Annotated in this window: 20 protein-coding genes and 1 tRNA gene; 5 read left to right on the top strand and 16 right to left on the bottom strand. The window is 27.0% G+C overall.

What is annotated here, in order from left to right; all coding sequences use genetic code 11:
- Positions 1 to 79: 79 nt before the first annotated feature.
- On the top strand, positions 80 to 556 hold the full coding sequence (locus tag ACAN_RS06215) for a MarR family winged helix-turn-helix transcriptional regulator (RefSeq protein WP_079579998.1): 477 nt from the start codon (positions 80 to 82) through the stop codon (positions 554 to 556).
- On the opposite strand, the gene ACAN_RS06210 is transcribed toward ACAN_RS06215, so the two are convergent.
- The 3 genes from ACAN_RS06210 to ACAN_RS06200 form a co-directional block, all read right to left on the bottom strand.
- Complete coding sequence (locus ACAN_RS06210) at positions 553 to 2,718, bottom strand: PAS domain-containing sensor histidine kinase (protein ID WP_099335097.1); 2,166 nt, start codon at positions 2,716 to 2,718, stop codon at positions 553 to 555. The two genes, ACAN_RS06215 and ACAN_RS06210, sit on opposite strands and share 4 nt — an antisense overlap.
- A complete protein-coding gene (locus tag ACAN_RS06205; protein WP_228269681.1) occupies positions 2,719 to 3,669 on the bottom strand; it encodes a substrate-binding domain-containing protein in 951 nt (316 codons plus the stop codon).
- 63 nt (positions 3,670 to 3,732) lie between these two features.
- Positions 3,733 to 4,467 carry an ion transporter gene (locus ACAN_RS06200; RefSeq protein WP_147525205.1) on the bottom strand — a complete coding sequence of 245 codons (735 nt, stop codon included), beginning with the start codon at positions 4,465 to 4,467 and terminating at the stop codon, positions 3,733 to 3,735.
- Positions 4,468 to 4,709: 242 nt separating this feature from the next.
- Between ACAN_RS06200 and ACAN_RS06195 the strand changes: the two genes are divergently transcribed.
- From ACAN_RS06195 to ACAN_RS06185, 3 genes are read left to right on the top strand one after another with little or no spacing between them, the layout of a single operon-like run.
- Positions 4,710 to 5,084, top strand: coding sequence for a RidA family protein (locus ACAN_RS06195; RefSeq protein ID WP_099334222.1), 375 nt, complete (start codon positions 4,710 to 4,712; stop codon positions 5,082 to 5,084).
- A gap of 11 nt (positions 5,085 to 5,095) precedes the next feature.
- Positions 5,096 to 6,190 (top strand): threonine synthase, encoded by a 1,095-nt coding sequence (locus tag ACAN_RS06190; RefSeq protein WP_099334221.1) that lies wholly within the window; start codon positions 5,096 to 5,098, stop codon positions 6,188 to 6,190.
- Positions 6,191 to 6,239: 49 nt separating this feature from the next.
- A complete protein-coding gene (locus ACAN_RS06185; RefSeq protein ID WP_099334220.1) occupies positions 6,240 to 6,878 on the top strand; it encodes a helix-turn-helix transcriptional regulator in 639 nt (212 codons plus the stop codon).
- A gap of 11 nt (positions 6,879 to 6,889) precedes the next feature.
- On the opposite strand, the gene garR is transcribed toward ACAN_RS06185, so the two are convergent.
- The 11 genes from garR to ACAN_RS06130 all read right to left on the bottom strand — a co-directional run bounded on the left by garR (position 6,890) and on the right by ACAN_RS06130 (position 20,250).
- A complete protein-coding gene (garR, locus tag ACAN_RS06180; protein WP_099334219.1) occupies positions 6,890 to 7,774 on the bottom strand; it encodes a 2-hydroxy-3-oxopropionate reductase in 885 nt (294 codons plus the stop codon).
- A 74-nt stretch (positions 7,775 to 7,848) separates the two neighbouring features.
- The gene (locus ACAN_RS06175) at positions 7,849 to 8,316 is read right to left on the bottom strand and encodes a hypothetical protein (RefSeq protein ID WP_099334218.1); all 468 of its coding nucleotides are present in this window, start codon (positions 8,314 to 8,316) and stop codon (positions 7,849 to 7,851) included.
- 424 nt (positions 8,317 to 8,740) lie between these two features.
- Positions 8,741 to 9,985 carry a hypothetical protein gene (locus tag ACAN_RS06170; protein WP_099334217.1) on the bottom strand — a complete coding sequence of 415 codons (1,245 nt, stop codon included), beginning with the start codon at positions 9,983 to 9,985 and terminating at the stop codon, positions 8,741 to 8,743.
- A 64-nt stretch (positions 9,986 to 10,049) separates the two neighbouring features.
- Positions 10,050 to 10,436: a hypothetical protein gene (locus ACAN_RS06165; protein ID WP_099334216.1), complete on the bottom strand. Its 387-nt coding sequence runs from the start codon at positions 10,434 to 10,436 to the stop codon at positions 10,050 to 10,052.
- An 11-nt stretch (positions 10,437 to 10,447) separates the two neighbouring features.
- Complete coding sequence (locus ACAN_RS06160; protein ID WP_099334215.1) at positions 10,448 to 10,840, bottom strand: hypothetical protein; 393 nt, start codon at positions 10,838 to 10,840, stop codon at positions 10,448 to 10,450.
- Between the two features lie 6 nt (positions 10,841 to 10,846).
- On the bottom strand, positions 10,847 to 11,386 hold the full coding sequence (locus ACAN_RS06155; RefSeq protein WP_099334214.1) for a zinc dependent phospholipase C family protein: 540 nt from the start codon (positions 11,384 to 11,386) through the stop codon (positions 10,847 to 10,849).
- Positions 11,386 to 12,861 carry a DUF2779 domain-containing protein gene (locus ACAN_RS06150; RefSeq protein ID WP_099334226.1) on the bottom strand — a complete coding sequence of 492 codons (1,476 nt, stop codon included), beginning with the start codon at positions 12,859 to 12,861 and terminating at the stop codon, positions 11,386 to 11,388. The genes ACAN_RS06155 and ACAN_RS06150 overlap by 1 nt, the downstream gene beginning before the upstream one ends.
- 19 nt (positions 12,862 to 12,880) lie before the next feature.
- Complete coding sequence (locus ACAN_RS06145) at positions 12,881 to 13,864, bottom strand: hypothetical protein (RefSeq protein WP_099334213.1); 984 nt, start codon at positions 13,862 to 13,864, stop codon at positions 12,881 to 12,883.
- 1 nt (position 13,865) lies between these two features.
- The gene (locus tag ACAN_RS06140; RefSeq protein ID WP_099334212.1) at positions 13,866 to 15,869 is read right to left on the bottom strand and encodes an AAA family ATPase; all 2,004 of its coding nucleotides are present in this window, start codon (positions 15,867 to 15,869) and stop codon (positions 13,866 to 13,868) included.
- Complete coding sequence (locus ACAN_RS06135) at positions 15,866 to 19,036, bottom strand: SbcC/MukB-like Walker B domain-containing protein (RefSeq protein WP_099334211.1); 3,171 nt, start codon at positions 19,034 to 19,036, stop codon at positions 15,866 to 15,868. The genes ACAN_RS06140 and ACAN_RS06135 overlap by 4 nt, the downstream gene beginning before the upstream one ends.
- Positions 19,036 to 20,250 (bottom strand): exonuclease SbcCD subunit D C-terminal domain-containing protein, encoded by a 1,215-nt coding sequence (locus tag ACAN_RS06130; RefSeq protein WP_099334210.1) that lies wholly within the window; start codon positions 20,248 to 20,250, stop codon positions 19,036 to 19,038. Before ACAN_RS06130 ends, ACAN_RS06135 begins: the two co-directional genes overlap by 1 nt.
- Positions 20,251 to 21,117: 867 nt before the next feature.
- Here ACAN_RS06130 and ACAN_RS06125 point away from each other — a divergent pair.
- Complete coding sequence (locus tag ACAN_RS06125) at positions 21,118 to 21,330, top strand: type II toxin-antitoxin system mRNA interferase toxin, RelE/StbE family (RefSeq protein WP_099334209.1); 213 nt, start codon at positions 21,118 to 21,120, stop codon at positions 21,328 to 21,330.
- Between the two features lie 264 nt (positions 21,331 to 21,594).
- Here the strand turns inward: ACAN_RS06125 and ACAN_RS06120 are convergent, their stop codons facing one another.
- Together ACAN_RS06120 and ACAN_RS06115 are read right to left on the bottom strand one after the other, a co-directional pair.
- The gene (locus ACAN_RS06120; RefSeq protein WP_079580117.1) at positions 21,595 to 22,029 is read right to left on the bottom strand and encodes a hypothetical protein; all 435 of its coding nucleotides are present in this window, start codon (positions 22,027 to 22,029) and stop codon (positions 21,595 to 21,597) included.
- A gap of 533 nt (positions 22,030 to 22,562) precedes the next feature.
- Positions 22,563 to 22,638: transfer RNA gene (locus ACAN_RS06115), tRNA-Glu, on the bottom strand.
- Positions 22,639 to 22,699 lie beyond the last annotated feature (61 nt).

Below are 22,699 nucleotides of genomic sequence, written 5' to 3'. Positions count from 1 at the left end.
AAAGATAACATTAATTAGCTTAAAGATATCTTTCTAGAAAGATTTATCTTTTTAACCTTATTTTAGATAGAATTTTAAAATGGAAAAACAACATTTAGACCAATTCTTTACTGAAACAGTTAATAACCCGCGATATGAGCAGTTTGCAATAGCATTGCCAATTACATTGATATATAGAAATCTATTTAATGAAACAGAACACTATATAAAAGAAAAATATGATTTAAGTCACTCAGAAATAGATGTATTAGCAGCATTGTATTTTAATGGGAAGACATTATCTCCCACAGATTTATACTCAGCAACTGTTTTTTCATCTGGTGGAATGACAAAAGTTTTAAAAAAACTAGAATGCAGAAAATTAATTTCAAGGATACCATCAGCACAAGATAAAAGAAGTATGTTAGTCTCACTTGAACAAGAAGGAGAAGAATTAACACTTAAATGTCTAGATGAAATGATTGAAAAAAGAAAGTACTTTTTTGATATATTATCAGAAGAAGAGACAAAAACTTTCAAAAAAATTCTAAAAAAACTAACATATAAACTTTTTTAGATTTTAAATATCAAATTAAAACAAGCACCATTATACTCTTTTGAGTTTACATTAAAAGTGCAGTTTGAAACCTCAATCGATGCATTGTGATGCTCTGTAATTATTTGATGAGCCAAAGATAAGCCAATACCAGTACCAACACTTTGATGTTTTGTAGTAAAATATGGTTCAAAAACCTTATCAATACAATCTTTATCTATTCCTTTGCCACTATCTTTTATGGAAACAATGAAATTTTTATTTACTATTTTAGTGCTTATATGAACTACTTTTTTATCATCATCTAACACATTTTCAACAATTGCATCTTTTGAGTTATTTAGTATATTCATAATAGCTTGAATAAGTTGGTTTTGATAACCTGCTATTTCAATATCATCTTCATAATCTTTTATAATTTTTATATTATTATTTAAAAAAGAAGAGTGAATTATAACTAATGTTTTTTCTATAGTATTAACAATACTTAAAACCTCTTTTTCATTTGTATCTTTTATAAAGTTTCTAAAATCATCTATAGTTTTTGAAAGATATTGTGTTTGTTCCATAATATGGGTCATATCAAATAACAAATCATCAAGTTCTACTTTTTGTCCAAACTCATTTTTAACTTTTATACTACTTGCAATTGTTGATATTATATTTAATGGTTGTCTCCACTGATGGGCAATGTTACCTATCATTTCACCCATTGAAGCTAATTTTGCTTGTGATTGAATAATACTTTGTTCTGTAATATCCTTGGCACTTAAAAGAATTGTTTTTTTATCTGGAAGTAGTACTAAAGAGAGACTAACTCTTACTGTTCGCCCATCTTTAACTAAGCAACTTTTTTCAAAATTTATTTTTGAACCATCTTTTAAAACATCATCCATTGCTTTTTGAGTTCTTACTTTATCTTCAATAGCTGTCAAACCTATACAAGACTTTGTTAATAACTCTTTTTTTGTATATCCTGTTAGTTTTAAATAAGCTTCATTGAACTTTAAAAAATTGCTTTGCAAATCTAAAAGTGCTAATCCATCTTTTGTATATTTAAATATTGCTTCAAACTCATTTTTTTGATTTATTAACTCTTTTTGTAAGTTTTTTTCTCGTGTAACATCATAAAACCAACCAATAACAGAATCTTCTTGATCAAACTTAATACTCATATATGAAGCAAGTGCCCAAACTGTTTTATCTTTTATTTTAAATTCAACTAATCTATTAAAGATTTTTTCTTTATTTTTTATCTTTTCAACTATTTGTTTATATTCATTTTTATCTTTATAATATTTTGAGGGGTCTGAATCAATTACATAATCTTCTTTTATCAAAGAAGCATATGTATGATTTGAAAATACAACCTTAGTACCTTTATTTTTTGCAATTCTTACAGCAATAGGACTCATCTCTAATAAATACTTTAGTCTGCTTTCACTCTTTTTTAATATATTTCTTGAAGATTTAATTGAATACAACATTTTATTTACTGCACCATTAAGTAAATTTAACTCTTTTGAAAAAGTTAAAGGAAGCTCATTTACAGGAATTCCGTCTTTATCAGTATTATTTAAATTTGATATTATTTTTGAAATAGGTTTCATCAAAAGATAATGAAAAAGAGCAAAAAGACATACTATTAAAAATAAAGATATAAGTATAGTATTATTTATAGTTTTATAAATAATAGCATGTAATTCTTCTTTCATCTTTTCATCAGATACACATAAAGTAATATGACCCAAATCTTTTTTTATCATAGATTTTATTTTAAACTCTTTTTTATAGTAGCAAGTTTTCAAAGAAGAAATATGAGATTTATTTTTTGTATTAAAATCAATAATATTACCATCAATTCTTATTTTTCCAACAATATAAGCCTCTTTACCTACAATTTTTCCCATATTATAATCTCTTACAACTATTGCAGAAATATCTTTATTTTTAATCTCATTGTACAAAAGATTTGTATATTCATTTACAGCATATGATGAGATAAGATTAGTCAAATTATTCTTTAGAGTATTAATTGTGTTTTCTGAACTCTCTTTCATATTTTCCATGATACTATTTTTAGTACTTACATACGAAAAAGTAGCGCTTATACTCATAAAAATAGTTACAATAATAAAAATACTAATAGCAAATGTAACATAAAGAGATTTGACATTTTTCATCTATTTTTCTATTCCTAAAACATTTCTTTTTATAAGAGGTAACTTTTCTTTAATATTATCTTTTGAAATAGCAAGTATTGGCATTTGGATATTTTTTATTATCTCTTTTTTGTTAAAATAGTTATAAAATTGTTCAACAGCTTTTTGCCCCATCAAATAAGGTTGTTGCATGGCTGAACCTACAAGTATATCATCTTGTATCAACTCTATAAACTCTGGCTCTGCATCAAATGTCAATAATAAAACTTCACCTTTTTTATCTAATTCATTTATAGCATCAAGTGCTCCTTGATATCTATCTGAACCTTGTAACCATACAGCCCTTAAATTTGGATATTTTTTAATAAACTCTTTTGTATAAATATAAGTTTCTGCTTGAGTCCAAGTTATTTGTTGTTTTAAATCTACACTTTTTATTTTGGCTTCACTTAGTGCTTTTAAAAATCCTCTTGTTCTTTCTTGTCCATTTATTCTTTTTTGAGGAACAGCAACAATTGCAACTGAACCGTCTTCATAGCCTAATTTTTGCATCTTCTTTACTAAAACTTTTCCTATATTATAAGCACCCGTTTTATTATCAGAAGAGATATAAGATAAATACTCTCCACTATCAGTTCCTATATCTAAAATAACAACAGGAATATTTGCTTCTTTTGCGAATTTTAAAATAGTAACACAAGCAGATGAATTTGTGGGAGATATAATCAAACCATCAGGTTTACTTCTAATTGCTTTTAATGTATTTTCTAGCTCAATTTTTGCACTATTTGATGAACTATATACTTCTACATCATAATCATAATTAGATGACTTACTTTTAATGCCCTTACTCATAATCTCCCAAAAAGGAATTCTAATATCAGAAACAATATAAATTAACTTTTTTTCTGAAGCATTTACATAAGAAGTCATAAAAATAGTAAAAATAATAAGAAATTTGAAGTAAAACACCCTAAACCTTTAATTTTATTACTTAATCATAACATATCATAGATAATAACTCAGAATATTTACTTATTCATTATCTTTTTCTTTTCTTTTTTCATTTATTTTATCTAGTAAACTACTTGTAAAAATACTTCCAGGAATAGCATAAAAAGCAATTCCTAAAGCACTAACAACAGTTGTTAGCATTCTTCCCATTGTAGTAATTGGGTACATATCACCATAACCTACTGTTGTAAAAGTAGTAACAGACCACCATAAAGTTGTGGACATACTAGTAAAAACTTCAGGTTGAGCTTTTGTTTCTACAAAATAAACAAGAGGAGTTAAGGTAAATAAAAGAATAAAAATCGCAATAACAATATATAAAAACTCCTCTTTTTTCTCTTTTAAAATTTCTGTTATAATCTTATCAAACTCATTGAACTTTGCCAATCTAAATAGCTTAAAAATTCTTATTATTCTAAGACCTCTTAAAAAACCTAAATCAATATTAAAGAAAGTAAGATAAAAAGGTAAAAGTACAATCAAATCAACAATCATCAAAGGAGTTAGCATATACTTTAGTTTATTTTTATTTATAGAATAGACTCTTAATACATACTCTAAAGTAAATATAAATATATTTACCATATTTATTGTTTTAAATAAATCAAAATATTCACTTAAGCTTTTTTCTGTTTCAAGAAACATAACAATAATACTTACAATAATATTTATATATATAGCAACTTGTATAAAATATCCATATTTATGTTTTGATGGATCTTCAAATATTAAGTACAACTGACTTTTTAAATTCATTATGATTAAACCTTAGTAAATAATTATTTTAAAATATGCGTAGTTTATCAAAAAAAGCATAAAGGCTTTAATTATAAAAAACTATATACTTTTTTATATAACACACTTTAAAATAACAAATAAAACTCATTTTAATAGCGATTTTCTTGACAATATCAACTTTAATATATAATTTTTTATACAAATACTTGACATAACATATAAAAAATTATATACTTTTAAAAATACATAAAGGTAAACTTATGAAAATAATTAGAAAAGTACAAAATCTAAAAGCAAATGGACACTATGCTTTAGCACTAATAGAAGACAGTAGAGTCTATATATCGGGGCAATTCTCTATTGATCCAAAAACTGGAGAAAAAAAGTTTGGAACAATGCAAGAAGAAATAAAACAAATTCTAAACAATATAGAATTAATTCTACAAGAAGCAGGTTCAGCTAAAGAAAAAGTCTTAAAAGTTAATGTTTATATTAATGATTTGGATGAATGGGGAACAGTTGATAAAATATATAGTGATTTTTTTGCAGAACATACACCTGCAAGAACAATTACAGCTTTAGCAAAACTTCACTTTGGTTTTAAAGTTGAAATTGATGTTATAGCAGCTTGTTAAAGGAGAGTATTATGAAGTATATTTGTAGTAAATGTAAAAAAACTGAAGATGTAAGAACACACAAAGCAAAGTGTGATTGTGGGGGATTGTGGAAATTACACTTTCATGTACCAAAATTTAATTTAGATTTAGTAGATAAAAACACATGGGGACTTTTTCGATATAGAAAGTTTATGCCCATAATAGATGATAGTTATAAAGATATCACTTTAGGAGAGGGAATGACTCCTATTATTGAGTTTGATAAAGATGTCTTACTAAAAATGGATTACTTTATGCCAACACTATCTTTCAAAGATAGAGGTGCTGCTATGTTAATATCTCATTGCAAATCAATAGGAGTAGAAAGTGTTGTTCAAGATAGCAGTGGAAATGCAGGAAATAGTATTGCTGCATATTGTGCAAAAGCAAATATAAAGTGTGAAATATTTGTTCCCAAAGGAACATCTCCTAAAAAAATAGATATGATAAAATCTCATAATGCAAAAGTTACAATAACAGATGGCTCAAGGGATGATTGTGCTGATATTTGCAGACAAAAAGTAGAAAAAGAAAAAGTTTTTTACGCAAATCATGTTTATAATCCATTTTTTTATCAAGGAACAAAAACTTATATCTATGAAGTGTATGAACAACTAAACAGAATCCCTAAAAACATATTTGTACCACTTGGAAATGGAACTTTATTTATAGGTGTAATTAAAGCTTTAGAAGAGTTACTTGAAAGTAAACTAATCAAATCTATGCCAAATATCTATGCAATACAAAGCCAATACTGCCCTCCTTTTGTAGAAGCTGTAAAAAACAAAGAAACAAAACCTGCAAAAGTAAGTCTTAAACCCACATTAGCAGAAGGTATTGCAATTGGTGTGCCAATGCGTGGAGAAGAGATTTTAGAGTATATTTATAAATACAATATAAAAACAATTATTGCACCAGAAGATAAAATAGTTGAAAGTAGAAAAATCCTTGCAAAAAAAGGCGTATATTGTGAACATACAACAGCTGCTTCATATGCAGCATATTTAGAGTATTGTAAAACAAATGAGAAACTAAGTGATTGTTTAATATCCATGTGTGGGGCTGGATTAAAATCTGACCACTAAATAATTTAGCATTTTTTTGATATATTACACTTTGACAAGGAGACTTTTAATGCACTTAGTTCTTAAAGCTTATATACCCATTGCAAATATGATTGTAAAAACATTTGGAAAAAATTGCGAAGTGGTATTGCATGATTTAACACAACCTAAAAACTCAGTAGTTTACGCTGCAAATGGTGATGTTACTGGTAGAAAAGTTGGTCAAAGTTTTGATCATCTAATAAAAATGGTATTACTTAATAAAGATTTTAAAGATGACTATGTAGTTAACTACTTTTTTGAAACAGAAGATGGAAAAAAAATCAAATCTTCATCAGCTTTGATTCGTGATGAAAAAGATGAAGTAATAGGTATGCTATGCTTAAACTATGATTTGACTCTTTCTCATCTTTTGCAAGAAGAGATGCAAGACTTTTTAGGAACACCATCAGGACAAGAAACAAAAGAATCAGAGAAATATGTACTTGACCAAGATATAGTAAGTATTCTTGACAATCTTATAAAAAAGATTTTTGAAAATACTAACATAGAAAAACTAACAAGAAAAGATAGTCTAGAAATCATCAAATTTATGGATGAAAAAGGCATCTTTTTAGTAAAAGGCTCTATTGATAAAGTCGCAAAATATATGGGCGTTTCAAAAGTAACAATATACAGTTACTTAGATAGCATTAGAGGAAAAAGGTAGAGTATTTTTACTTACCTTTTTACTTCAACTTTTGCCAATCTTTCATAATATCTTATCAAAGCACCATGGTCTAAGTGATCTTCACCCTCAGCTTTCATAGCTTGCATAATCTCCATAACACTAGCTGTAAGCTGAACAGGAGCTCCAATCTCATGGGCAGTGTCAAGTGCATTTTGCAAATCTTTTATATGTAGATTGATTTTAAATCCTGGTTTAAACTCTCTATTCATAATTAAAGGAGCTTTTGCATCTAAAACAGTACTTCCAGCTAAGCCTCCTCTAATTGCTTCATAAACTAATTCTGGCTCAACTCCAGCTTTTGTAGCTAGTACCAATGCTTCACACATACCAGCAATATTTAGTGCAACGATAACTTGGTTTGCTAGTTTTGTAGTATTTCCCGCTCCAACCTTTCCAGTGTATACAGCAGAACCAGCCATAGAAAGCAAAATATCGTAACACTTGTCAAATACCTCTTTTTTACCACCAACCATAACAGAAAGTGTTCCATCAATAGCTTTAGGCTCACCACCACTTACAGGAGCATCTAAAAACTCTACATCTTTTTTTGCTAACTCTTGAGCTATGCTTTGTGAAACCAAAGGAGCTATTGAACTCATATCGATAACAATGCTTCTAGCTTTTATACCATCTATCACACCATCTTTACCTAAAACCACCTCTTTAACTTGTGGAGAGTTTGGAAGCATAGTAATAATCACATCACAAGATTGAGCGACTTCTTTAGCACTACTTGCACCAAGCGCACCAGCAGATACCAACTCATCAACAGAAGATTTACTTCTATTTGTAACAACTAGCTCATACCCTGCTTTTAGTAGATTTTTCGCCATAGGTTTTCCCATGATACCTAATCCTATAAATCCAATTTTCATATTTATTTCCTTAAGTGATTAAAGTTTTTTATAAATAGTATCATTTATTTAATTTAGAAACAACTAGTAAGTAATTAAGGTTTTATCCTATACAAAACCTGTCCTACAAAAAAGGCAAGTAAAACACATAAAGACATAAGAGATGAGAAAAAACTCTTAGGTCTTTTTTTGTGTTCTCTTTGAAACTTATGTAAATCCATCCACTTTTTTACAAGATAAAAAACAAAATCATCAGCAAAACTAAAATGCTTTAGCAAAAAAATCACAGGAGCTAAAACAAACAAGTATCCCCTAAAAGTAAGCTCATCATAAATACAAGCCACCTCAACAGTCTCAAACTCATACTCTTCATCGCTTAGATATTTTTTATTATTTAACACACTACAAATAGTCTCTCTTTTTTTCACCCTATCTAAATCAATATAAATTCTCTTTTTATAAAGCATCGAACCAATAAGTGAAATAATAAAGCAAAAAAGTAGCCAAAGAGTAAGAAAAGGAAGTGTTAATATGTAGGCTATTGTTTTAGATATAAGTGTCATGAGTTATCTTTTGTTAAGGTTCATTTATTAGTTTCCTTTATCAAAAAATAAAGTTCATCAATTATAGTATAATCCAATTAAATCTTTCAACTTTATTTTCATTTTCTCAAAATCTCCACTCATAAATATCACCACTTTAATAAGATTTATAATTATATTAAGTTTTTTTGATTGAATATGAATTTATTACAAATTGCAATTTTTATATTCTTAAAATCATCAATATTCATCATTCTAATTTTATTTAAAAGTCTCACATTAGATAATAACGCAATATTTTTACTTCTTTTTATCTGGAGCATTAGGACACTCTGACCTAAATACAGTTAAAAAGTATTTATCTATCCCTTATACTAAAGATTCTGAAGTTGCGAATGAAACTATTCATTTAAATTCTAAATTATAATAATGTTATTTTTATATTTTAATTAAATAAAAATTTTGGTTCATATACAGATATATCAATTTTATCAATAATTTTATAATCTTCATTTTTTATAAATCTACGTTCTTCTTTTGAGAGATTATTCAGTAGATAAGCATATATATCATTAAAAGACATTTTTTTAGACTTATCTATTTCTTCTTCATTAATATCCTTAGTCTGCCTATTAATAAGTTTATCTATATAACTATAATCATAATAATATGTATAAGTATGGTCATATCCAACAATGAGAACTTCTTTTTTACAGTTTTTACAACTTTCTTCAATTTTAACTAAACTAGGAAACGCTGACATATTCAAATATTTTTTAATAATTGAATATCTGAGATTTATATCGTTTTTTTCATTATTATACGTTACAAAAAAAATCATAGGAAAAACAAAAGTTATCATAAAAACAATGTATATCATAAATATTTTAAATAAAAAATTAACGTTTTTAAACAGCTTCAAGTTATCTTTGAAATTATAAAAACTAAACAATAAACTACTTTCTATTTCCTTCTCTTTTTTTCTATAAAAAAACATTTTATATAAAAAAAATAAACCTTGAAGTATTAAGTCTATAGTAAGGATAATAATAACCGTTAAAAATGAAAATACAAATATTCCTAAAGAAGTTATTCCAACCATTTTGTATAAATATTGTAATATACTACTAGTAATAGAAAATTCATCTATAATTGAATCCACAAAACCATAATTCTCAATTAATACTGAACGAATATCTATTTGCAAGTATGAAAAACATATAGAAAAGAAAATTATTGATAAAGTAATGACCTTTAATTTATAAGAAATTTTTGATATTTTAAATACACGTATTGGCTTATAAAAAGATTTAGAAAGTTTTTTTATAATTTCTTCATTTTTTTTAATTCCAGGTATTGCAATCATATATATATCATATTCATATAAAGATTTCTTATTATCAATATCTCTAACATTTAAATAAAACTTTTTATTACCTTTAACTATTCTAGAATAGGCTCTTGAATCAATAATTTTATTTGTTTTCTTATCTATAAATGTAAAAAATAAACTTATTTTTTCATTTGCTTTAATATTTGAAAGAGTTTTAAAATCTGAGGCTTTTAACTCAAGTCCCTCTATACTATTAATATTTATTTTTGTACAAGAGTTTTTTATATCATTTAGATTAAATTTAACAAAAATATTTTTATACTCATTTATTATAGTTTTAATTCCAATTATATCCATAGTATCCTTCCTTTTTATATTTGATACAAGATTGTCTTAATGAGATCGAATCTTTTTATTTAAGTTAATCTTCACAATTGATTTTTTTTACTCTAAAAGCACATGCTACATTTTTTGAAGAATAATCATTATCTATTTTCAAATCACAAGACAAATCTTCATAAAGTGCTTTTTCATCTTTACATACAAGTACTACAGTAACTTCATTTTCATACTTAATCTTTAAATCATAATCTTTAAAACTTTCCATCAAAATTGGATTTTTAGTAGCCAAATACTCATTTACATTAGATACTTCAATACCTCTTCTTTTGATTGCACTATTTGCCCTTTTTGTTAGGTTATTCAACTTAGGTTTTAATTCAATTAAATCATCACTTTTAAAAGAGCAACCAGTAATTAAATTAGCTACAAAAACAATCAATAAACTTTTTATTAATATCTTCTTCATTTTATTTCCTTTTATGCCCAATACTCTAATTCATCAGACGATGTTCTACCATTATCTAAGTTCCAATCTGCAAAATATTCTAAATGACTATTTCCATTGCCATATACTGATTCATCTAAAACCTTCCATGTTTGTTGTACTTGTAATACAGCTTTATTAAAAATATCATCATAATGCATAGTTTTGTTACCTGGAACTTTTAGATTCTCAATATACTCTTCAATGTTAACTTCTTCAGATTTAGGATATATTATTCCACCATCTAATCCTATGACATGTCTTGATATAGTAGGAAAGTTTTGTGTCTCTTCTACTGTTGATACTAAATTATGAAATCTACTATGCCACGTATCAAATTCTGGTTTGTTGGTTAAGTATTCTTCTTTATTTAATTCTTCAAGCATTTTCCCCTATACTGAAGAGATAACTTTATTTAACTTGTCAGTATCTCCTTCATGACTACACTCTTTACCAAACAAAGATAATTGTTCAGTTTCAGAAATATCTCCATATCCTGTAATCTTTTTATAGATATAAACATCTTGATGCATTTCACAGTTTCTGTGTTCTGCTTCATTTCCTTCGTATGGACCAACTTTTAATTCAACAACAGGATGAATAACTACATCTGTAATAATATGTCCTGTAAGTCCACAAAGCCATGCAAAAGCTTTTCTTTTATCTTCTTCATTTTTTATTGCTTTAACCTCTTCGATACCTTTTAAAATAAAAGATTTTGTTTTCATATCTAGATGCATTGAGTCTGCCCATTTTTTATGTTTTTCTGTAATTGCCAGATATGGATAATCTGGACTAACAGAACCTAACTCTATAAAAGTTGTATATTCTTCTAATGCTATAAGGGCATCATTACTAAGTCCTAACTCTTCTAATTCACTTTCAGTACATGCTTTGTTCACTATTGTTAAGTGTGCATATGCTCCTGCCATTATGTCTCCTTTAATTTATTTAATATTTTCACCATAGCTAAAGTATCAAGTTTACAATACTCTAAAAGTGAAGTTTTCATTTTCTCTTTATTTACCTCATCTAGCTTACTCATATTTGCAAAGGCATTCATAGCTTGGCTTCCATTTTGTACACATTCTAACTCTTTGTAAGCTTTTTCAAACTCTGGAACTAATGCAGGCAATACATACTTGATAGAGTAGCTTCCTTGCATACTTGGTGTTACATACCATTTCTTTTGGAAAGGTATCATTAGGTCTTGCATATTTTCATTTATGGCTAATAAATGAATACTTAGGTCAGGGAAAAGGTTGGCTAGTCTTTTTATCACACCTTTTTCAAAGCTCATATTATAAGCTAGTACTGTAACATCACTTGGGATATCTTCACATAGTTTTTGTGCTAACTCATATCTACTATCTATACTATCTTGACTCAAATACTCTTTATGCTCCAAAGTGCCATCTTCATACTCAATATGAAGTGAGTATTGAAAAGGAATTTGCTCGAAGGGTTTGATTCCTTTGTATTGAGGTATGGCTTGTTGATAGGTTTCAAAGTCTAAGTGATAGATTGGGTATGTGAGTTTTTCTAAAAAGGCTTTGATATTTTCTTTGTCTATGTAGCTTACTTTTGATTTGTAGTTTTCTACTGCTTGAGCTTGATTTGCAGTGAGGTCAAAATCTTCTGGGATATCTTCTATATCTATGATACCTTGATTGTACAGTTCAACTTGCTTTTTACTTCCTAAATTGAAAATATTAAAGATAGAGTACTCAGGTATCTGTCTTTGTACTTTCCAACAATAGTTTTTAGCATCACACTCATAAGGTTTGTTACAATATTTTCCTATATCTATATCTGGCTCATTTACTTTATCTTCTAAATAGGTTTCAAACTCTTTTAATATGCTTGGGATGTTTGACTGTAAACTTTGCACTTCACTTGTGACATCAACGATCTTAAAAAGCTTGTCTAACTCTAAAGACTCACCTCTTACATACTCATTGTTTATGTGTACTACACTTGCACTTTTTATACTAAAACCTAAGTTTTTTAAAACATAGTACTGAATAGATACATCATGAAGATATATATCTTTTACTTCAGTAGAACTTTTAACCTCATAGATAGATACACCATCACTTTCTACTTTTAAAATATCTACCATGATAAGTATGCCATTAAAGTTAAAAGTAGCTTCGTAGATATTTGATATACCCTCTTCCATCCACTTTTTTGTAGTAGCTATCATCTCATCATAATTTATAGTGTATGGCACTTCTTTTCCAGCAGGGAAAAGCTCGCAAGCTAAGTCTCCTACTATATTTCCCGTTTCAAATATAGCCTGTGCTTGTTCATCTGGTGGTGTTAGTACATTTGGCTTATATTTTTTAAGCCAAAGTGCTTTGGGGCATTGGATGCCTTTTGTGTAGAGGGATTTAGATAGGTTCATTGTTTTAAACTTTAATGCATCATTTAACAATTTTTTTATATAAGTCTTTTTTTAACTTATATAACAATTCTCTTTTTTTATTCATAAATTCATACTCATAAAAAACTACTTTTTTTATATCTAGACTTGATAAACCAATTGTATTTTTTGTTAAATCTTCAATTTTCGATTTTTTATATTTTCTATGTTTATTAATAATACTTTTTAAAACTTCAGTATGTGTAGCATATGTTTCTTGTATTAGAAATGTATTTAAATGCATTTCATATTCAGGTTTTGACATTAAATAGTTATAATTTTTAATATAAATTTTGTTTAAATACACATCATAATCAAACTCTATTTCATCAAATATTTTTTCAGGTGGATAGACTGATGACTGATAAAAATCCTCATCATTTTTAGCCCTTTGATTACAAAAAAGACAAGATGGAATTAAATTGGAAAGACATACAGATAAGAAAGGATACCTTGATTTTGGAAAGAAGTGGTCTATATCAGGTGTAATTGACTTTGTACCTTCATCAGATTCAATCACATTAATATAACTTCGATAACAATAAGGACAAATATTATCACCTGTCATTTCAATATATCTTTTTCCGTAAGTTTTTCTGAAATTTGTATACATACTTGAATATTTTTTTAATATAAACTTCTTAATCACTTTTACTTGTTCTTCATTAGTATCAAGAGTTTTCTGAACTGTGTCATTCTTTGAAGTATTAATAAATATATCTCTACTATTTGTTCCATATGATGTTTCAAGTGAAATAAAAAAATCTTCTATTATCTGTTTATTATTTTCATAAGATGATTGAAAAGTATCACTTGAAATCTTATAGTTATTTTCAAATGTCAAGTTTTTAAGAAAGTCTTTTGTTCTTTGAGGAATAGTGGTAAATCCATAATCAACATCTAAAAGTTTTTTATTACTACAATAAGTTTCTTTTTGAAAATATTTTAATAATTCTGTTTCAAATTTTTTACTAATCTTAGTCATTTTATTCTCTTAAGTAATCTAACATATTTTGAAGATGGTTTTGGACAACATCTTCTCCTATATTATTTATTATGGACTGCATCTCAGTAAATGCTTCAGTTTCAAAAGGTATAAATCTATTATTAGAAACTTTAATAAATTTATCATTATCATTTCCTCTTAAATAGTTTTTTAAATCCTCTAAAAGCTCTTCATTTTCTTTATCTTTATCATCTGTTTCATACATTAAATCAAAATAATCTCTCATCATAAAAAAGTTATTCTCACGACTTCCTTTTTTCATAGCAAATAATACATATAACACCTCAGATAAGTCTTTTATTATATCTTCACTAAAAGCTCCAATTGAATTACTGACATAAAAATCATCTTTAAATATATCAAAGATATTTCCACCAAAAGTTTTTGAATCAGGTTTTCCACCTAAATAAACTATATTTTCATCATATATATCAGTAACAACAAAAGGTGAATGAGAAGCAATGACAAATTGAAATTTTTTACTATTATCTTCATAAGTAAAAAAATCATTAAGTTGCTTAATAAAATTTCTTTGCCATTCAGGATGTAAGTGTAATTCTACTTCGTCAATAAGAATTAGATATGTCTTATTCTGAACATTATTATAAGTTGAATCAGATGCTTGAATATCATCTAACTCCCTAATTCGTCCTAAAATATTAGCAAAGTATGACAAAAGAGTTTTTTCTCCTGAACTTAATCTTATATAATCAAAAGTTTTGTCATTTTTAAATAAATTCATTTTAAAACTGATAAGTCCCTTTCTTGCCAATCTTTTAATATACTTTAATAAATTTAAAAAAATATCACTTTTGAGTATCTCTAATAAATATTCATTATCATCAAATCTATTTAATTTTGCTATATCTTCCTTATTATTAAAAGATATATTTACAATTTCATAAAGGTCTTTATTCGAGAATTTTTTTATATCTTCAGGAGAGTTAATATTCTTAAAATATTTATAAATTAATTCAATGACATTTTCTGATGTAAGTTCCTCACCACTCACTTTAGAAACAGAATGCAGTAAATTTAAAAAGTTTTCTTGTGTATCAATTTTTATACTTTTATACAAAAGTTCTTTAAAAAATAAATCATTAAATCTATCTGCACTTAAATTAAAATATAATTTTTCCTCTAATTCCGAATAACTATCTTCTGTAAATAAAGGTTTAATTATTTTTTGCATTTCACCACTAAATTTATTAAATGGAGGTAAAGATAAACCTATTCCCCAATCATCATTCTTAATAGCAATTTCTATCTTCCCATACTCATAACCTAGTTTGTTAAACATTGTCTGAGATTTTTCATCAAGCAATACTGAAATTAAATTTATTAATGTCATATACTCATAGGATGTTTCATCTTTTTCAATTTGTTTAATGCCTATATATTTTAATCTTTTTTGATAATGTCCTATTTGTCCACTTGATGCACTAAATAATTGCATTTTCAATAAATCATAAATTCTATCAAAAGGTGAAAGACTATGAAAAATTATATTCATTTGAAAAGGCATCACAGAAAAAGCATATTCATTTATATCATATCTTTGATTCTTATCATTTCTATTTTGAGTATAAATATTTTTATAAATATTTTTTTCCTCTCCATCGACAATTAAATTCCAATACCTTGCATTATTTATATAACTTTCGATATAAAAAAATTCCTCGATTTCATCATAGAATAATAAATGAATTTTTCCTAATAAAACTTCGCCATCTAATCGCCATAACAAAGGAGCTATAAGTAATTCAAAAAAAGTTGTTTTACCAATTCCATTTTTACCTACAATACAAGAAATATTATTCAAGTTATTATTAAAAGGATGATGATAATTTGTGTTTCTTTCTAGTTCAATCTTTTTATTACCTCTAGGAATGAATTCTTTAATAATAAATTCTCTATCTAAATAATAACCACCAGCTTTTATATGCTTGTAGTCTTCTTCAATATGTATATATAGTAATTTCAATTTATTCCTCCTGGCTTAAAATTCAACTCACTCGTCCCATCACTCTTAGGCTCAACCTTTATCTGCAATGGAATTCGCTCTTTTAGTGCTTCCACATGGGAAATCACACCTACCATCTTTCCTGAACTTTGTAGCTGATTTAGTGCATTTAGTGCTAGTTCTAGGCTATCGCTATCTAGTGTTCCAAACCCTTCATCTAAGAAAAGTGAGTCTATACTTATCTTTTGGCTTGCTAGGCTTGATAGTCCAAGGGCTAAAGATAGACTTACTATGAAGCTTTCTCCTCCCGAGAGTGTGTTTACACCTCTTACTGCGTCTCCTTGGAAGCCGTCAATTATCTCTATATCTAAGAGTTTGTTTGATTCTGTGTTTCTTTGAAGTTCATATCTTGGGCTTAAGATTTCTAAGTGTTTGTTTGCTAGGTAGATTAATTGGTCTAGGGTTATACCTTGGGCAAATTTGGCGAACTTATCCCCTTGGCTTGAGCCTATCATATCATTTAGTTTTACCCATACTTGGAAGGCTTGTTTTTTCTTTTCAAGTTGTTTGATTTTGTCTTCTGATTTTTTTATATTTTGAGTATTTATCTCTAACTCTTTTGAGATACTTCCTATGGTTTCTTGTAGTTGGTCTATTGTGCTTTGTAGGTTTTGCAACTCTTTGTTTATATCATCTTTATTTTGATTTGTAGGATTTATCTCTTTTTCTAAGAGTTTGTGTTCATTTAGTTTTTTGTTTGTGTCTGTTTTTAGAGTTTGTATTTGTGTGTATTTCTCTTCTATAGTTTTACATAGGTTTGTTAGGGTTTCAAACTCCTCTTTTGGTAGGTTTGCTTTTTCAAACTCCTCTTGTGAACTAAAGCCATACTCTACTAAAGCTTTTTCAAATTTCTCTTTTATGCTTACTAGGTTTTGTTTGTCATCTTCTTGTTTTTTGTTTAGTTGGATTATCTGTTTTGATAGGGATTCATCTTTTGATTTTAGGCTTGAAAGATGGTTTTGCAAACTGTTGAAGTGTTTTGAAACAGTGTCTAAATTCTCTTGGATATTTTTCTCAAAAAGGTCTAAATCTTCTACATCTAAGATATTTTTGCTTTGGGTTTGAAGCTTTGTTATCTCTTCTTTTAGTTTTGATTGTTCCTCTTTTAACTCTTTTATAGTATTTATGCTTGTGTTTATCTGCTGTTGTTTTTGCAGTTCTTTATTTAAAGATGTTTGTAAAGACTCTTTTTTTGCTTGTAAAGACTCTTTTTGCTCTCTTAAAGTTACATACTCTTTTAGCTGGTTTTCGCAAAATTGCACTTGCTCTTGTATTGTGGCTTTTGAGTCTTCTTGTAGTTTGAAATCATTTGTTTTAAAGTACTCTTCTATTTGCTCTTTTGTGGTTTGTTGTTTTTGTATTTCTAGGTTTGAGCTTTCAAGTTTTGAGCTAAGTTTGGCTAGGTTTATTTGAGCGTTATTTAGTTCACTGTTTTGCTCTTGTAGGTAGTTTTCTTGCTCTTTTATTTTAGCTGTTGTTTTATCAATATCTATATTTAAAGAGTGATTTATATATGGATGTTCTTTTGAACCACATAAAAAGCACTCTTGTCCATCTTTTAGTTTGGCTCTATCTTGCTCGTAGTTTTTGATAAGAAGCTCTTTTTCTCTTGTTTGTTTTAGTGTGTTTAGAGTTTCACTTATTTGGTTTATCAGTTTTGTTTTTTCTTCGTTTAGTTTTGTTTGTGATTCTATTTTAGTGTTGTACTCTTTTATCTTGTTTTGCTCTTGCGTGATTTGCTCTTGCAGTATCTCATAATCACTTAGAGCTTTTAGAAGTGCTTCTATCTCTTTTAGTTTGGCTCTTGTGTTTTGTTCTTTTTGGTTTATATCTTTTGTTTTGGTTTCTAGGGCTTTGTATTGTTCTATTAGAGTATCTAATTGCTCTTTTTTTGTGTCAAGATTTGATGAGAAGTTTTTGTATAAATTGTCTATTTGTGTTTCATCATTTAGAAGTGTTTCAAATGCTATCTCAAAATAGTTTGCTAACTCTTGTAGGTGTTGTGATATTTTTTTACTTTTTTCTACATATAAAGAGTTTTTACCATCACTTTGTGTTTTTATAGTTCTTAACTCTTTTAGTTTTTTATAGTTTTCGTTGTATGTTGTTTGCTCTTTTTCAAGGCTTTCTTTTGAGAGTTTAAACTCTTGCTCTTTTGTTTGGATTTGTTCTTTTAACTCTTTATCTTCTTTTTGCAAAGATTCTAAACTTTGTTTATCATTTGTGATTGTATTTGTTAGTTGGTTTTTCTCTTGGTTCAAAGCTTGTATTCTTATAGCTTTGTTTGCTAGTTCTAGTTTTGTAAACTGCTCTTTGTTGTCTTCTTTTTCTTTGCTTATTTGTTCGAACTCTTGGCTGTATTTTTGGCTATCTGCTTCTAGCTTTGCTAAATTTTCTAAGTAGTTTGATAGTTTTTTTAGTTCAGTCTCTTTTTTATCTAGTTCTTGTTTTTCTTTTCTGTTTGTTTCTAGTTGTTTTGTTTTTTCTTCTACTATGTTTGGCTCTAGAAGTTCTATACTTCCTAGTGCTATTTCATCAGATTCTATCTCTTTTTTCTTTTGAGAATATGTTTCATAGATACTTTGTGAGATTTGTTTGTAGATATATGTTCCAGTAATCTTTTCTAGTAGGTTTGAACGCTCGTTTTCTTTGGCTTTTAAAAAGGCATCAAAACTTCCTTGGGCTAACATCATAGATTGAACAAATCTATCAAAATCAAGCCCTGAAATTTCTTCTACAACCTTTGGTACTTTTGAAAGATATGATTCTAGTATTTTATTTGTTTCAAGTTCTACTATCTCCATCTTTGCAGATTGGAAGTTTCCATTTGGATTTTTTCTTGCTCTTTTTTGCGCCCAAGAACTTCTATATATTTTGCCTTTTATCTCAAACTCAACTTCACATAAACACTCACCTGTGTGTCTACTCATCAAGTCATTTGGATTAGTTAGTCTTGCTGTTCTTCCATATAAGGCACAAGTGATTACATCAAGAATTGTACTTTTTCCTGCTCCTGTTGGTCCTGTTATGGCAAAAAGAGAAACATCATTTAAAAACTCTTGGAAGTCTATTTCAAACTCACCTTTTAGGGAGTTTATATTTAGTAGTTTTACTTTTAGTATCTTCATTAGATTTGCTCACTTTCATGAAGATTTGAAACTACTTCATTAAAAGTTTGTGATAACTGCTCTTTAAACTCACTATTTTCTATCTCTTCTAAGTCTAGTCTTTTTTCAAAAACCTCTTGCACACTTAGTTCATCTAAGCTTATAGCTTTTAACTCTTTTGCTCTTAATTGTTTTTCACTTTTTTCTATTTTAACTGCTAGAATTATAAGCTCCAGTTTTGTAGCTAATTCTCTTATTTCTGTATTTGCAAACATTGGGTTGTCATCTTTTATATGAACTTCTATCCATGTTGTCTTATCTTCGATAGCTTTTAACTCTTTTTTGATAGTTTCCAAATCACCTTTGATAACTTGTAGTTTTTTTGTAAGTGGTACTTCTAACTCTTCTACTTTTACATTTTCATCTGCACTATCATTTATAGTAACTAGATTTACTTTTTGAGTATTTTTAGACTCACTAAAACTAAGTGGTATTGGAGAGCCTGAGTATCTTACATGTTCGTTTCCAATTCTTTGATTTATATGCAAGTGTCCTAAAGCTACATAGTCAAACATGTTAGCTAAATAATCCCCACCAATATCAAGTGTTCCACCTATATAAATATCTCTTTCACTTTCACTTGTGCGACCGCCTACAGTTGTCAAGTGTCCCATAGCTATGATTGGAATGTTTGAGTTTATTTCTTTTGCTTTATTGTAAGCTTTTTCATAATAAGCTTTGATACCATTGTTTGCAAGTTTTTCTTTGTCACTTACAGTTTCTCCAGCAAGTGATTGTCTGATAACACTATCTCTTAAAAAAGGAACTGCACAAACTATTGCTTTAGTCTCTGCATTTTCTATAAGAGGTTCTTTTATAGGTATGATTATATTTTCATCTTCATCGCCATTTACTACCACATGCACATTTAGTGCTTCAAGTAGTTGCTTTGGTGCTTTTAAAGTGGAGACTGAGTCATGATTTCCAGCTGTTATAATTGTGGTATTTAAACTATTTACTTGTGATAATTGTTTTAAAAAATTGTAGTAAAGTTCAAGTGCATAGTTTGGTGGTGTTCCTGTATCAAAAATATCTCCTGATACAAGTAATACATCTATATTATTTTCTTTTATTGTATTTAAAAGCCAAAACAAAAAAGCTTTGTGCTCTTCTATTCTGCTTTTGCCCATAAAGTTTTGACCTAAGTGCCAGTCTGATGTGTGTAAAAATCTCAACTTTTTCATTATTAAATTATAATTAAACTTTGTTTTATTTTATATCAAATTATAAAATTTTATTATTTATTTATAATTTCTGTAACTTTTTGAATTATATTTTCACAATTATTATTTTTAATTTAGCAAGATTAAAAAGTATAATTTATCAAAATATTTATAACCTTAATAAGATTAGTATGATTTAACAAGAGTGAAAGTTTATGATTTTCACTATTAAAAACAATTTAATTAGACTTAAAAAAATTCTACTTAACAGACAATATTTTATTATTTATAGTATAAATATTTTAAATTATTTATTATTTATTTTAATACTAATAGATAAATATGTATAAAAATTGTATAAAATTTAGATATTTATTAAGATATGCTTTTTTAAATAATGTAAATAAAAAAATCTTGCTAATTAAAATCTACTAAAGTTTATAAAAACTTAAAAATCAAAAAATTTCAAAACAAATAAAAGAACTTAAAATACAACTAATATGAATAAATATAAGAAAAAAAAGGGTATAGTACAAACCTATTAATGCAAATACATGATTTTTAGAAAATAAAATTTAAATTATAAAAGTCAAAAATAAATGTGCATATACAATTACAATAAAGTGAAAGGATTAAAGATATGCAGGTTTTTCATAATCCAGGTCTTGATAGTATTATAGATAACTGGGAAATTAGTTTAACTTTTTTTGTTGCAATTATTTTAATATTTTTTATATCTAGAAATAAAGATAAAAAATAAAATAATTATATATTCAACTAGGAAAAATTATGTAATGCTTAGCTAGTTTTAAGACAAACAAAAAAAAGTAACTAAAAAATATGCTAAAGTTGATTTAAGTGATTTAAAAAAGGATTTAGGTGCTTGAAATAAAAGTACACAAAACATTTACAAAAGATTTAAAAAAAGCTCAACTAAATCCAACAAATAGTGCAAAATTATTTACATATATTTCACTACTTCAAAATAATAAAGATTTACCTGCTCAAGCAAGAGATCATTTTTTAAATGGAGAATATAAAGATACTAAAGAATTTCATATAAGTGGAACACTCTCTCAACTTTTTAGATAAAGAAATTCTTAAAAAACCTAATAGTAATTAAACTTCCATACTTTTCTCTTATTTAATTCTTTGATTCAGTTAAAACTTGACTTTAATATCCAGTCATTGACAATTAATGAATATTTTACTATAATTTTACTATATCATTTCTATCACAAAGTACACATATAGTGTATTTGATGACAGAAATGTCTTCTATTAGTGAAGAGGGGTTACGATAGTCTGCGTTAGTTTACCCGTGGAGGTTTAAAGATATATCGTCTCTCTTCCAATTTAATTAATACTGTAAAAAGAAACAACTAATTCATTCTCTTTTTCTGATTTCAATATAATATTATGTTCTTTATCTCTATTTTTATAATTGATTACAATATTATCAGGATTTGTTACACCTACACTATTTAGTTTTAAGCCTCTTTGTATTATTAAATCCATATTTAGAATATCACTTAATGTGATTTTTCCAGGACATTCATTACAATAGTGTTTTTCTAATATATGTTGAAAACCTGCTCCACTATGTCCTTTTCTTAATATTATTTTCATATCTTTTATATAAAAAGTTGCATTTTTAGTGACATTATTAATAAAATCAATCATTATTTGTTGATTAGGCGTGAACTTTTTCTTTTTCTTTTTTCTTTTAGTTACTTCTATAGAAAGTTCCCTCTTTAATTTTGCTAATCTTTGTTGATACAATTGACTCACTAAATGCCTTTAATTTTAATAACATTAAATTTTATCATATATTATATAAATTCTCAATGGACTCTATACCACTATCAGAAGCTGATTTTGCATATCTAAAGTCATTTTATTATCTTTCCCTTTCCCTATTATCTCATATATATTCTAATCGTCTTTAAAAGATTTAAAGTAAAAAATACTCAAACAATTATAAAAATTACTGCAATAAAATTAACTGTAAATGTACTTTTTATATGTACTAATGTAATTGTAACTCTGTATATGTAGCAAAATATATAATTTAGATACCGTGAAATAGAATATATAAAGATGTAGAGGTAATTATATAATTACTGGGGGATAACTCTATATTTTACTAATGGGTAACTGTATAATTACTAGGGAGTAATTGTAAAATATATTAAGGGGTAATTGTGTACTTACTAGGGTAATTTAAAATTTTAAATATAAATTCATTAAAAAAAGTATCACCCGAAGTATCACCTAGTGAACTTTTTTATTCTTTAAAACTTCTACGAAGCCCATAAAATGGTTGGCGACCCCAGCAAGATTTGAACTTGCGTCATCAGGAGGAAATCCTGAGGTCCTTGGCCACTAGACGACAGGGTCATAAAGATTAAAATTATATTTTAGATTTAATTTTACTTTGCTTAAATATTTTTAAAATTTA

The sequence above is a fragment of the Malaciobacter canalis genome, from assembly GCF_008000835.1.
Taxonomy (GTDB): domain Bacteria; phylum Campylobacterota; class Campylobacteria; order Campylobacterales; family Arcobacteraceae; genus Malaciobacter; species Malaciobacter canalis.
The sequence above is the reverse complement of the archived record's forward strand: the minus strand, read 5'-3'. Positions and strand labels throughout refer to the sequence as shown.

Excerpts from the sequence above, each read along its gene's own strand:
- ACAN_RS06145 (WP_099334213.1), bottom strand. The coding sequence starts at position 13,864 with ATGACTAAGATTAGTAAAAAATTTGAAACAGAATTATTAAAATATTTT.
- ACAN_RS06200 (WP_147525205.1), bottom strand. The coding sequence starts at position 4,467 with ATGAATTTAAAAAGTCAGTTGTACTTAATATTTGAAGATCCATCAAAA.
- ACAN_RS06210 (WP_099335097.1), bottom strand. The coding sequence starts at position 2,718 with ATGAAAAATGTCAAATCTCTTTATGTTACATTTGCTATTAGTATTTTT.
- ACAN_RS06190 (WP_099334221.1), top strand. The coding sequence starts at position 5,096 with ATGAAGTATATTTGTAGTAAATGTAAAAAAACTGAAGATGTAAGAACA.
- ACAN_RS06155 (WP_099334214.1), bottom strand. The coding sequence starts at position 11,386 with ATGGCAGGAGCATATGCACACTTAACAATAGTGAACAAAGCATGTACT.
- ACAN_RS06185 (WP_099334220.1), top strand. The coding sequence starts at position 6,240 with ATGCACTTAGTTCTTAAAGCTTATATACCCATTGCAAATATGATTGTA.
- ACAN_RS06195 (WP_099334222.1), top strand. The coding sequence starts at position 4,710 with ATGAAAATAATTAGAAAAGTACAAAATCTAAAAGCAAATGGACACTAT.
- ACAN_RS06150 (WP_099334226.1), bottom strand. The coding sequence starts at position 12,861 with ATGAACCTATCTAAATCCCTCTACACAAAAGGCATCCAATGCCCCAAA.
- ACAN_RS06175 (WP_099334218.1), bottom strand. The coding sequence starts at position 8,316 with ATGACACTTATATCTAAAACAATAGCCTACATATTAACACTTCCTTTT.
- garR (WP_099334219.1), bottom strand. The coding sequence starts at position 7,774 with ATGAAAATTGGATTTATAGGATTAGGTATCATGGGAAAACCTATGGCG.
- ACAN_RS06170 (WP_099334217.1), bottom strand. The coding sequence starts at position 9,985 with ATGGATATAATTGGAATTAAAACTATAATAAATGAGTATAAAAATATT.
- ACAN_RS06165 (WP_099334216.1), bottom strand. The coding sequence starts at position 10,436 with ATGAAGAAGATATTAATAAAAAGTTTATTGATTGTTTTTGTAGCTAAT.
- ACAN_RS06135 (WP_099334211.1), bottom strand. The coding sequence starts at position 19,036 with ATGAAGATACTAAAAGTAAAACTACTAAATATAAACTCCCTAAAAGGT.
- ACAN_RS06215 (WP_079579998.1), top strand. The coding sequence starts at position 80 with ATGGAAAAACAACATTTAGACCAATTCTTTACTGAAACAGTTAATAAC.
- ACAN_RS06160 (WP_099334215.1), bottom strand. The coding sequence starts at position 10,840 with ATGCTTGAAGAATTAAATAAAGAAGAATACTTAACCAACAAACCAGAA.